Source organism: Chelatococcus sp. XZ-Ab1 (assembly GCF_029309855.1).
GTDB classification, from domain to species: Bacteria; Pseudomonadota; Alphaproteobacteria; order Rhizobiales; family Beijerinckiaceae; genus Chelatococcus_A; species Chelatococcus_A sambhunathii.
Genome location: NZ_JARKII010000001.1, coordinates 226,702 through 237,629 on the forward strand (window position 1 = coordinate 226,702; position 10,928 = coordinate 237,629).

Sequence of the window (10,928 nt, forward strand, 5' to 3'; positions counted from 1 at the left end):
GCGCCGTCATGTGGACGGTGAAACAGGTCGCCGATCGGGACGGGGTGTCGAAACAGGCCGTCTCGAAGAAGGTCAAGGACCTCGTCGAGCGGCACGGCCTTGCCGTCGAGCGTGACGGGCAGGGGCGCGTGGTCGCCCTGAACGTGGCCGAGTATGACCACCTGCGCGGCCGGTACGGGGATCCGTCGAAGGTGCAGGCGCCGCGGCAGCAGGAATTGCCGCAGCCGCCTCCGAGCGAGAGCTACGACGAGGCCCTGCGCCAGAAGACCTGGCACGAGGCCGAGCGACGCCGCATTGAGCTCGAGGAGATGAAGGGCAGGCTCGTGCCCGTCGCCGCCGTCGAGAGCATCGTCGCGGAGAGCGGGGCAGCCATCGCCAGCGTGATCGACCGCCTGCCGACGTCCGCGGACGATCTGGCCGCGGCCGTCGCGCGAGACGGCTCGCACGGGCTGCGGGTCGCCCTCAAGAAACTCGCCAGCGCCATGCGCGAGGATATCGCCAAGGCACTCGACAAGGTCGCCGTGACCAGGCGCAGCGAAGACGAGACGGAACCCGAACCGGCCGAGCCATGACAGGACATCCCGACGCCGCGGTGCTCGTCGCCGGCGGGTTCTCGCGCGCCATCCGGCCGCAGAAGCCGGTGCCGCTGTCGCGGTGGATGAGCCAGAACCTCGTGCTCGTCGACGGGCCGAATGCCGGCGAGTTGTGGACGCTGGCGGGCGCGCCCTATCTCGGCGAGATCGCCGACTGCCTTGGCGACGACCACCCGTGCAACCTCGTCACGGTGCGCAAGTCGCAGCAGACCGGCGCGTCAATCCTGGCGCTCGGCTGGTGCCTCTACATCGCCGACCGCGAGCCGGCGAACACGCTTTATGTCGCGCCCGGCATCGACATGCTGCGCGACCTCAACTCCGCAAAGCTCGGGCCCCTCATCAAGGCCTGGCACAAGCACATCAAGCGGACCGTCATCGCCGAGCAGACGTCGCGCTCCGGCGCCGGCTCGACGACTTACGAGAAGGTGTTTCCCGGCGGCCGTCTGTGGCTCGGCAACGCCAATTCCGTCATGGACCTGTCGTCCAAGACCGCGAAGAAGGGCATCAAGGACGAACTGTCGAAGTGGCAAGACATCCCCGGCTTCGGCGATCCAGAAACGCTGTTCGAAGGGCGCTTCACGGCGTTCCGCCGGACGAAAAGCTACAAGATCCTCGAAATCTCGACGCCGGAGATCGACACCGGCGACGAGCTCGGCGAGGCGATGGGTCATTGCCGCATCGACCGCTCCTTCAAGCGGTCGGACCAGCGGTTCTATTTCCTGCCGTGCCCGGAGTGCGGATCGTTCTTCACGCACAATCCGGACCGCTTCCAGGTCGACGAGAAGCATCCGCACCGCTCTGCTTACCAGTGCGACCACTGCGGTCACGGGATCACAGAAACGGAGCGGGTCGCCGCGCTGAAGTCGGGCGATTGCCACTGGCGGCCGACGGCTGAAGGGCCAGATCGGCACCCCGGCTTCCACATCGACGCCTTCATCTCGCTGATGATGAGCTACGAGGCGATCGCCGAGGACAAGATCAAGGCCGAGAAGCGTGGCGAGCGGGGCCGCAAGGACTACTCGAACCTCACGCTGGGCCGGCCTTTCCGGTTCCGCGGCGACGCCCCGGACCATGAAAAGCTGATGGCCCGCCGCGACCCGGAGGTGCGGCGCGGGCGCGTGCCGGCCGGCGGCCTCCTGCTCGTCGCGGCCGCCGACGTGCAGATGCGCGGCATCTGGCTGGAGGTCATCGCGGTCGGCGCCGACCGACAGACGTGGACCGTCGAGGTCGACTTTCTCGACGGCGACACCTCGCAGCCGACGGGCGAGGCCTTCCAGAAGCTCCGGACGGCGACGATCGACCGGACCTTCCAAGATGCGTGGGACCGGCCTCGCCGCATCGACGCGCTTGCGGTCGACGCCGGCTATCGCTCGCATGTGGTCTATTCCTGGGTGCGGAACAACCAGCGTCTGCACCCGGACACGGGCCGCGACCTCATCCTGGCGGTCGATGGCCGGGACGGCTGGGGGCACCCGGCCATCGGCACGCCGCGGCTCGTCGACATCGACCTCGACGGGCAGAAGGTGAAGCAAGGCGCCAAGCTCTGGCCGGTCGGCACGTGGCCCCTCAAGGGCTCGTTCTATGCCGACCTGCAGTTGCTCGGCGTCATGTCCAACCAGCCGGCCAATCCGCCGGGCTATTGTCACTTCGGCGCGTGGCTCGACGAGGCCTATTTCAAGCAGCTGACCGACGAGCGGCTCGAGGACGTGATCGTTCGCGGACGCGTCGCCGGCCGACGCTGGGTCGACACGGGCAACAATCACCTGCTCGACTGCCGGGTCTACAACCTGGCGCTCGCCGAATATCTCGGCCTGTCGTCATCGACCCCGGAAGAGTGGGCGGCGCTCGCGCGGCGGCGAGGGTTGCCTGAGGAGCTGTCGCGGGCGGACCTGTTCACGCCGCGGCAGGAGGCTGCGGCCGATCCGGCCCGAGACAATCCGAACGCCTCACCCGGCCCCGCTGCTGAGGTGACGAAACCCGCCGCTCGGGATGGCGACTGGATCGGGCGCGATCTGAGCAACTGGCTGGACTGACCATGTTCACACAGGAAGATGCCGTGACGCTTCGCCGGGCTCTGGCGACCGGGGCGCATAAGGTGCGCTACGCGGACGGCCGCGAAGTCACCTATCGCTCGCAGGCCGAGATCGAATCCATGCTCGCCAAGGTGGAGGATGAGCTCGCAGGCCGCGACCGCTGCATCGTGTCCTACGCCGAACACTCGCGCGATTGACCGGGAGAACGTCGTGTCCCGCATTCTCAAGGCTCTCGCCTGGGTGGCGCCCGGGGCCGCTTCCGCGCGCCTGCGGACCTTTGCGGCCATCGACGCCTGGCGGTCCTACGACGCGGCCAACCGCGGCCGCCGCGGGGCAAGCTTCAAGCGCGGCGCCGATTCGGCCAATGCGGCCCTGTCGACCGCGCTGAAGCCGCTCCGCGATCGCTCCCGCGACATGTCGCGGAACACGTGGATCGGGCAGCGCATGCTCGACGTGCTCTGCGCCCATGTCGTCGGCACGGGCATCGTCGTCAAGTTCAAGGACAAGACGGCGCAACGGCTCTGGAACGAGTGGATCAAGCGTTCGGACGTCGAGGGCGAGATTGACTTCGCCGGGCAGCAGCTCGCCGCCGTTCGGGCCATGCTCGAAGGCGGCGACAGCCTGGTGCGGTTCGTGCCTCGCCCGCTCGACACGCCGGGTGTGCCACTCCGCCTGCAGGTGCTCGAGGGCGACTTTATCGACGAGACGCGCGACGGCCTCGTTGACGAGCGGCGAGTGAGACTGGGTGTCGTGCTCGGTGAGTGGGACGCGCGGGAGGGGTTCTATATTTTTCCCCGCCATCCTGGCGAGGCCGCCGTCTCGGTGGGTGGTGCAAGCGGGCTGTCGCTGTCGCGCTTCATTCCGCGGTCGGAGTTCTGCCATCTCTTCCGCGCCCTTCGGCCCGGGCAGGTCCGCGGTGTGCCGCTGATGGCGCCCATGATGATGACGGCGCGCGACTTCGCGGATCTCATGGACGCGGTCGTCGTGAAGGCGCGGATGGAAGCCTGCATAGGGCTCCTCATCACAAGCTCCGATGGGCGCACCGGATTGCCCGGCACAGTAGCGCAGGGCGAGGCACCGGAGCCGATTGATCGCCTTCGCCCCGGCATGACAATGCGGTTCCGCGATGGGGAGACGGTTCAGGCCTTCGCACCGGCCAGCACAAGCCAGTTCGAACCCATCGCCCTGTCGGCCCTGCAGGGGATCGCGGCCGGCGGCATGATCACTTACGACCAGCTGACGGGGGATTTGCGGCGGGCGAACTACTCGTCGATGAAGACCGGCCGGATCGAGCACCGGCGGTTGGTCGAACAGCTGCAGTGGCTGTGCGTCGTGCCGAAGCTGATGGAACCCGTGGTCGAGCGCTTCCTCGAGACGGCGATTATGGCCGGCAAGCTGCGCCGGCGGGTCGCACCCTACACGCGGGAATACATCATGCCGGCGAACGAGCCGGTCGATCCGCTCAAGGACATGCAGGCCGATATCCTGGCCGTGCGATCGGGGCGCATGACGCCGCAGGAGTTCATCGCCTCCTGGGGCAACGACCCTGACGAGGTCCTGCAGGCGACTGCCGACTTCTGGAAGGCCGCGGACGAGATGGGCGTGATCCTCGATACGGATCCGCGCCGCACCACGCAAACCGGCGCAGCGCAGGCGAGCGAGCCCGAGGGGCGGCGCGAGGACGAAGGCTGAGCACCATGAAGCACCAAAAGCCGACAGGGGTGGAGAATCGCTCCATCCCCCTTCTTGTGCGCGAGGCCGGTGTCACAAGCATCGACGGAGGCCGGCGCACTTTCGAGGTCATCTGGACCACCGGTGCCCCGGTCCTGCGTCGGGATTTCTGGACGGACGAGCTGTTCGTCGAGGAACTGGTTGTCAGCCCCAATGCCATTCGCATGGAGCGCCTGGCGAGCGGCGCGGCGCCCTTCCTCAGCGAGCACTGGCGCGGCATGGGAGTTGTCGAGCGGGCCTGGCTCGACGGCAGTCAAGGCCGCGCGCTCATCCGATTCCCGAAGGCGGGCATTGATGCCGATGCGGACCGGACCTTCGCGCTGATCGACGACGGCATCCGCAAGAATGTCTCGGTCGGCTACCGGGTGCATCGCTTCGAGCAGGAGCGGGACGCAGACAACCGCCTGGTGCGGCGGGCGGTCGACTGGGAGCCTTATGAGATCTCCAGCGTGACCGTTGGCGCCGATCCGAATGCGCGGGTGCGCAGCGAGGATCGCGGCTCCTTCGACTGCACCTTCGAAACGCGTGCCGCGACCATCGGAACCGCGTCGATTGCCACCCGCATGCGGATGCGGGCGGCCGGCCTCGGCATCGCCTGAGACCACCAGTTCGCTACCTGCCCGCCGCCGGGGCGGCAGGGTCCACGGCGCATTGCCCCCGGATGATCAAACCCTGAGGAGACGGTCAATGAAGACCATCAAACTCGCGGCAGTGCTCATCGCATGCGCCGTGATCACCAGTCTTGCCCTCTCGGCGTTTTCGCCGGAAGCCTTCGCCGCCATTGTTCCGGTCCAGTCCGGCATCGACGGCCATGCCGCTGTGTCCTGGCTGCAGGACGCGATGGCGCTTGCCAATCCGGCGCTTCTTGCCCTTCGCGCGCAGCGCGATGACCTGACTGCGCGGGCGGCTGCCAAGATCGCCGAAGTGAAGGACGACACGCCGACGGACGACGCCCGGCGCATTGAGGGCGAGCACGGGGAGCTGCTGCGCGAGCTCGAGCGCGTGAATGGCGAGATCGCCACCATGGAGCGGGCTGACGCCGCCCGCTCGCCGACGCCTGCGCCTGCTCCGGACCTGGCCGCGGAACGCGCGCGCTCGGCCGAGATCATGGACCTCGGCACGCGCGCAGGCATGGCCCGCGAGGATATCGACGGCGCAGTGCGGTCCGGGCAGACGGTGGAGGAGTTCCGCCGCAGGGCTTTCGACCATATGGCGGCCCGGGCGTCGTCGAGCGCGACCTCCTCGGTACGCGTCGAGCGCGACGAGACCGAGACGCGCCGTGCCGCCCTCTCCGAGGCGCTCTCGTTCCGCATTGGCGGTGTCGCCGCCGTGCGCCGGAACGACGAGGGACGCCTCGAGGTCGTCCGCGCCCTCTCGGGGCCGGCGCAATCCTTCGCGCGCCATGGGCTTGCGGAGATGGCCGCCGAAGTTCTGGGCGAGCGCTCCATGCCGCGCTCCTTTGCCGAACGCGAGGAGGTGCTGCGCCGCGCCTTCCACACGACGACGGATTTCCCGATCATCTTCGAGGGGTCCATCAATCGCGTGCTGCAGGCACGCTATATCCAGGCGCAGCCGACCTACCGGCGCATCTCGGTGCAGCGCAATTTCGTCGACTTCCGCCCCCACGACGTGGTGCGGGTCGGTGACTTCCCGATGCTGCAGCCGGTCGGCGAGGGCGGCAAGATCAAGTTCGGCACCTTCGGCGAGGCGAAGGAGACGGTGGTTGTCGCGCCCTATGCGGTGCAGTTCGCGCTCACCCGCCAGATGCTGGTGAACGACCACCTCGGCGCGATCGACCAGGTGCTCGGCTCTTATGGCGACACGGTTGCTCTCTTCGAGGAGCAGACCTTCTACGCCATGAAGGGTGTGGCGTCCGGCCTCGGCCCGACGCTGAAAGAGGACAACAAGACGGTATTCCACGCCGATCACGGCAACCTCGCCGGGGCGGGTACCGTCATCGACGTCGCCAATCTCGGAAAGGCCCGGGCGGCGATGCGCAAACAGAAGAACATGAGCGGCGCGCCGATCAACGTCGCCCCGCGGATCCTTCTTGTCGGTCCGGACAAGGAAACCGAGGCCGAGCAGGTCACCTCGTCGATCCAGCCGCAGCAGGCGGGGAACGTGAACCCCTTCTCGGGTCGCCTCGAGGTGGTGGCGACGGCGCAGGTCTCCGGCAACGCCTGGGAGCTCTATGCCGAACCGTCGGCGCTGCCTGTCTTCCAATGGGGGCTGCTGGAAGGCTACACGGCGCCGCGCATGCGCATCGAGAACCCGTTCGGCGTCTCGGGCGTCGGCATCTCGCTGGAGCATGACTTCGGCTGTGGCGCCATCGACTTCCGCGGCGCTTATCGCAACCCCGGTGCGGCCGGCTAAGCCGGCCCCTCGCGCATCCGGCCGGCAGACGCCGGCCGGCCATCCCACCTGCGCAGATCAATCGAGGGCATCATGAAGAACTATGTTCAGCACGGGGATACCATTCCCCTGACCGCTCCTGCCGGCGGCGTCGTCGGTGGCAATGGCTACCTCATCGGCTCGCTCTTCGTCGTGGCGCTGTTTTCGACGGGTGAGGGCAAGTCCTTCGAGGGCCAGACCGAAGGCGTCATTCGCCTGCCGAAGGCGACGGGCTCCGCCTGGACCGAGGGCGCCAAGCTCTACTGGAACGACACCAGCAAGTACGTGACGGTCACGGCGACCGACAACACGTTCATCGGCTATGCTGCCGCGGCCGCCGCTTCGGCGGATACCGCCGGCAACGTGCTGTTGCGGCAGGCGGGCGTCTGACGCCATGGGCTCGCTCTTCGCGCGGCTCGATGCCGCCGCCGAGCGGGTGCAGCAGGGCGTCTACGGCGAGCGGTGGCGGCTCGTGCCGCTGCGGCGTGCCGGCGTCAACAGCGCGCCGGCGCCCGATCCGGACAGGGCCGAGCGTGAGGTGGTGGGCATCTATCGGGATGCGCCCACCACCGTCTCGGCTCCGGACGCATATGACCAGCGCACGGACAAGCGGCCAGGGGTGGTCACGGGCGACCCGATCGTCGAGATCGATCCGCGCAACCAGGCGGAGCCACCGCTCGACGTGCGCGAGGGCGACCTGCTCGTGCGGCTCGCCGACGGCGTCACGTGGCGCATCGCCAATGCGCCGCCCGACGGCATGGGCCGCCTGCAGTGCCGGGTTCTGAAAACCGCCTGATCCGGTGAGGTCGATCCATGAGCCTGCATCGTCTTGCCCTGCGGCTTGCCGCCGTCGAGGCGCTTTGCCCGGCGGCGAGCGAGGAGGCGGGCCCCTATCCGACGCTGGCGGGCCGGCTCGTCTACGACAGCCGGCAGGTGCCCATCGACCAGCTCGTGCCGGACAAGCCGCGCCCGATTCTCCTCGTCTACACGGAGGAGGACAAGGGCACGCCGTGGGGTTCCGGCCGGCACCGGCCCGAAGAGACCATCGTCACGCTGGTGGTCGAGGCCCTCATCGCCGCGCGCGGAACGGTGGTCATCGACCTGCCGGACGGCGGCACCGGCACGGTCGGCGTCGCCGACGTCGGACCGACGGATCCGGAGCACGAGGCGCTCCTCGACGTGCTCGAGGCGCAGGTGCGCTACGCCCTTGACCGACGCTCCATGGCCCCGTCGGCGGAGCTCTATCGACGCATCGCCATGGAAGTACGGGCGATCGAATCGGTGCCGCTGCGCGATGCCGAGAAGACGACGCGGCTCGCCTTTCGGACCATCTCCTTCACCGTGCAGGTGCGGGCGACGGAATGGCCGGCGCCCGGCGCAGAGCCGACGCTGCCCGAGCCGCTGCGCACGGTGGCGGAAGCCCTGCCGGTGGGCAGCTACGGTCGCGACATCTGCGACCGCGTCGCCGGCCTGGTGCCGGCTCCGCCCGGCCTCGTGCCGCTCGAGGCCATCGACATCTTCGCCGGCATCGGCCGCATGCCGACCGCCGAGGACTATGACGTCCGCGCCCAAGTAGCCGGCCAATCGCCCGGTGCAACCTGAGGAACACCCATGGCCCGCCGCATCTTCGCGCGTCTCGCCGATCCGGCGAGCAAGCTTCCCATGCCCGACCGCGACTTCCGCCTCTTCCCGGCGGCGGGAATGACGGTCGATGCCGACGATCCCTTCTGGATGGCCTGCCTCGCCGACGGCTCGGTGGTCGAGGCGAGCCCGCCGGAGGAGGGCGCCGAGAAGGTGCCCGCCAGCCCCAATGCCACCAGCCCCAAGACCAAGCGCTGAGGAACCGCCATGAGCATCGGATTCAACTTTATCCCGTCGGGGCTCGTCGCGCCGCTCTTCGGCTTCGAGATCAACAGCGCGGGCTGGCACGACAGCGTCTCCCGCCTCGTCCTCATCGGCCACAAGACGAGCGCGGGGTCGCTCGCCGACAATACGCCGTCGGTTGTCACGTCGCTGTCGGAAGCCGACGCCCTCGCCGGTCCCGGATCCATGCTGCGCGAGATGTATCGCATCTCCGCCCGCAACGCCCCGGCGCAGGAAATCTGGATGGTGCCGGTGCCGGAGACAGGAACGGCGCCGACCTGGACGCTGACGGTGGGCACGCCGCCGACGGCGGGCGGCCTCGGCGTTATCGACATCAGCGGCGAGCGCCTGTCGGTGACAATCGCGCCGGGAGATGCGGCAGCGGATGTGGCGACGGCCCTCGCGGCGGCGATCAACGGCTATTTCGACGATCTCACAGGCGCCATGCTGACGGTGACCGCGGCCGCGGCGGCCGAGGTCGTCACCGTCACCTCGCGCCACAAGGGCGCGATCATGGCCGAGGAAGACTTCTTCGTGCCGACGAACATCTCGGGCAACTGGTTCGCCACGTCCGGGGCGCTCACAATCGCCACCGGCGCCGCCGGCGCCGGTACGCCGTCCCTCGCCGCCGCTCTCGCTGCCCTCGGCGATGACCCGGCGGACATGATCGTCTCGCCGTGGGCCGACACCACCTCGCTCGACGCCTACCAGACTGCGCTGTCCGATGTTTCGGGCCGGTGGTCGTGGATGCGGCAGAGCTATGGTCACGCCCTGTGCTGCAATACCGGCAACACGGCGGCGCAGACGACGCTCGGCCTCGGCCGTAACGACCGGCATGCGACGACCATCCCGCGCCTGCCGGGTTCGCCTCATCCGCCCTGGCTGTGGGCGGCGGGCCCTGCGGCCAGGGTCATCCCGTGGCTGTCGGACGTGGCGACTGGCAACGTCTCGCGCAACCAGACGGGGCTTGTCGTCGAAGGCCTTGCCCCGCCGCGCGACCGCAGCACCTGGTGGGGCTACTCTGCCCGCAACACGCTGAACAAGTCCGGCATTTCCAGTTGGAAGGTCACGGCCGACGGCAAGGTTGCGATCGACAAGCTGGTGACGATGTATCGCCTCGGGCCGAGCGGGCAGCCGGATTCGACCTTCCGCGACATCCAGGCGCTGTTCCAGGTGTCGGGCGGCCTGTCCTACATCCGCACCGTGCTTGCCGACGAGCAGGGGCAGAAGGCGCTCGCCGACGACAACCCCGGTAACCTCGCGGCCATCACGACGCCGAAGGACATCAAGGGCTCGTTCATCCACGCCTACGAGGCGCTGGTGCTGCGCGGCGTCTTCGAGAACGTGCCGGAGTTCGTGCAGCGCCTCGACGTGCGGCGGAATGCGCAGAACCCCAACCGGATCGACGTGTTCGCCCCGCTCGACCGGGTGAACCCGCTCGACGTCCTCGCGGCCAACGCGACGATCTATCAGCAGTACGTCCGCACCTGACCGGGCGCTGACGGGCCGGCCCTGCGGGGCCGGTCACACCCTTCCACAATCCGCAACGGGAGACCGGCGCCATGGCCAGCTTCGGCGGCGAAATGCGTTTCACCTTCAACGGCGCGCCCCTCATCCTGCGCGCCGCCATCAAGACGACGCCCTCGAACACCGAAGTCGAGGGCATCGTCAACCAGGACAACAGCGTGTCAGCCTCGCACAAGCCGTCCGGCTACGGCTTCGAGCCGACCTTCGAGGATGCGGCGGACGTGGACTGGGACGCCATCATGCGCAATGGCCCCTTCAACGTCTCGTGCATCGAAGACCACACGGGCACGGTGCACACCTGGACCGGCGCGCTCTTCACCGGCCGCCCGAACGTCGACCGGGGCACCGGCGAGGTGACGGGAATCCAGGGCCTCGCCCGCAGCTATCGAAAGTCGCGGGCCTGACCGATGAGCAAGACGACCACCATCGCGCTAGCGGAACCCGTGCTTTGGCACGACCAGCAGGTGCACGAGATCGCCCTGCGGGCGCCGACCTTCGCCGAGTTTATGGACCTCGGCGAGCCCTATGCCGAGGGCTACGCCAAGAGCGGCATCTACTTCCGGAACGTCGACTACCAGACCGTGCGCGAATATGCGCAGCGCCTCTTGATCGACCAGGACAAGGTGCACGCGCTCGGGCTCCTCGGCCTCGCCGATGCGCGCAAGGTGAGGGATGCCGTCCTCGATTTTTTTCGCGAACCCGAGGCGTCGCCGCCGTCGCTGACAGCCTCGTCTTCGGGCTCGGCTGGGACGTCGGGACCGTCCAGCGCCTGACGCTCGACGAGATCTGC

The 10,928-nt window shown here is 68.5% G+C and carries 13 protein-coding genes; all 13 read left to right on the forward strand.

Annotation, left to right across the window (positions count from 1 at the left end):
• The first annotated feature begins 17 nt into the window (after nt 1-17).
• Nucleotides 18-572 (forward strand): ArsR family transcriptional regulator, encoded by a 555-nt coding sequence (locus tag P2T65_RS01160; RefSeq protein ID WP_276199038.1) that lies wholly within the window; start codon nt 18-20, stop codon nt 570-572.
• Nucleotides 569-2,626, forward strand: coding sequence for a terminase gpA endonuclease subunit (locus tag P2T65_RS01165; RefSeq protein ID WP_276199039.1), 2,058 nt, complete (start codon nt 569-571; stop codon nt 2,624-2,626). Before P2T65_RS01160 ends, P2T65_RS01165 begins: the two co-directional genes overlap by 4 nt.
• A 23-nt stretch (nt 2,627-2,649) precedes the next feature.
• A complete protein-coding gene (locus tag P2T65_RS01170) occupies nt 2,650-2,823 on the forward strand; it encodes a hypothetical protein (RefSeq protein ID WP_157672354.1) in 174 nt (57 codons plus the stop codon).
• 13 nt (nt 2,824-2,836) lie between these two features.
• Nucleotides 2,837-4,318 carry a phage portal protein gene (locus tag P2T65_RS01175; RefSeq protein WP_276199040.1) on the forward strand — a complete coding sequence of 494 codons (1,482 nt, stop codon included), beginning with the start codon at nt 2,837-2,839 and terminating at the stop codon, nt 4,316-4,318.
• A gap of 5 nt (nt 4,319-4,323) precedes the next feature.
• A complete protein-coding gene (locus P2T65_RS01180; protein ID WP_276199041.1) occupies nt 4,324-4,956 on the forward strand; it encodes a hypothetical protein in 633 nt (210 codons plus the stop codon).
• Nucleotides 4,957-5,044: 88 nt separating this feature from the next.
• Entirely contained in the window at nt 5,045-6,730 is a 1,686-nt protein-coding gene (locus P2T65_RS01185) for a Mu-like prophage major head subunit gpT family protein (RefSeq protein WP_055460628.1), read from the forward strand.
• A 72-nt stretch (nt 6,731-6,802) separates the two neighbouring features.
• Nucleotides 6,803-7,138 carry a DUF2190 family protein gene (locus tag P2T65_RS01190; RefSeq protein WP_055460629.1) on the forward strand — a complete coding sequence of 112 codons (336 nt, stop codon included), beginning with the start codon at nt 6,803-6,805 and terminating at the stop codon, nt 7,136-7,138.
• Nucleotides 7,139-7,142: 4 nt separating this feature from the next.
• Nucleotides 7,143-7,544, forward strand: coding sequence for a hypothetical protein (locus P2T65_RS01195; protein ID WP_055460630.1), 402 nt, complete (start codon nt 7,143-7,145; stop codon nt 7,542-7,544).
• A 17-nt stretch (nt 7,545-7,561) separates the two neighbouring features.
• Nucleotides 7,562-8,350 carry a hypothetical protein gene (locus P2T65_RS01200; RefSeq protein WP_276199042.1) on the forward strand — a complete coding sequence of 263 codons (789 nt, stop codon included), beginning with the start codon at nt 7,562-7,564 and terminating at the stop codon, nt 8,348-8,350.
• Between the two features lie 9 nt (nt 8,351-8,359).
• Nucleotides 8,360-8,587 (forward strand): hypothetical protein, encoded by a 228-nt coding sequence (locus P2T65_RS01205; protein WP_276199043.1) that lies wholly within the window; start codon nt 8,360-8,362, stop codon nt 8,585-8,587.
• A gap of 9 nt (nt 8,588-8,596) precedes the next feature.
• Nucleotides 8,597-10,102, forward strand: a complete 1,506-nt coding sequence (locus tag P2T65_RS01210) for a phage tail sheath subtilisin-like domain-containing protein (RefSeq protein ID WP_276199044.1) — start codon at nt 8,597-8,599, stop codon at nt 10,100-10,102.
• Nucleotides 10,103-10,173: 71 nt separating this feature from the next.
• Nucleotides 10,174-10,542 (forward strand): phage tail tube protein, encoded by a 369-nt coding sequence (locus tag P2T65_RS01215; RefSeq protein ID WP_055460634.1) that lies wholly within the window; start codon nt 10,174-10,176, stop codon nt 10,540-10,542.
• Between the two features lie 3 nt (nt 10,543-10,545).
• Nucleotides 10,546-10,911 carry a hypothetical protein gene (locus P2T65_RS01220; RefSeq protein WP_055460635.1) on the forward strand — a complete coding sequence of 122 codons (366 nt, stop codon included), beginning with the start codon at nt 10,546-10,548 and terminating at the stop codon, nt 10,909-10,911.
• Nucleotides 10,912-10,928 lie beyond the last annotated feature (17 nt).

Excerpts from the sequence above, each read along its gene's own strand:
- P2T65_RS01205 (WP_276199043.1), top strand. The coding sequence starts at position 8,360 with ATGGCCCGCCGCATCTTCGCGCGTCTCGCCGATCCGGCGAGCAAGCTT.
- P2T65_RS01200 (WP_276199042.1), top strand. The coding sequence starts at position 7,562 with ATGAGCCTGCATCGTCTTGCCCTGCGGCTTGCCGCCGTCGAGGCGCTT.
- P2T65_RS01220 (WP_055460635.1), top strand. The coding sequence starts at position 10,546 with ATGAGCAAGACGACCACCATCGCGCTAGCGGAACCCGTGCTTTGGCAC.
- P2T65_RS01195 (WP_055460630.1), top strand. The coding sequence starts at position 7,143 with ATGGGCTCGCTCTTCGCGCGGCTCGATGCCGCCGCCGAGCGGGTGCAG.
- P2T65_RS01180 (WP_276199041.1), top strand. The coding sequence starts at position 4,324 with ATGAAGCACCAAAAGCCGACAGGGGTGGAGAATCGCTCCATCCCCCTT.
- P2T65_RS01215 (WP_055460634.1), top strand. The coding sequence starts at position 10,174 with ATGGCCAGCTTCGGCGGCGAAATGCGTTTCACCTTCAACGGCGCGCCC.
- P2T65_RS01190 (WP_055460629.1), top strand. The coding sequence starts at position 6,803 with ATGAAGAACTATGTTCAGCACGGGGATACCATTCCCCTGACCGCTCCT.
- P2T65_RS01210 (WP_276199044.1), top strand. The coding sequence starts at position 8,597 with ATGAGCATCGGATTCAACTTTATCCCGTCGGGGCTCGTCGCGCCGCTC.
- P2T65_RS01185 (WP_055460628.1), top strand. The coding sequence starts at position 5,045 with ATGAAGACCATCAAACTCGCGGCAGTGCTCATCGCATGCGCCGTGATC.
- P2T65_RS01165 (WP_276199039.1), top strand. The coding sequence starts at position 569 with ATGACAGGACATCCCGACGCCGCGGTGCTCGTCGCCGGCGGGTTCTCG.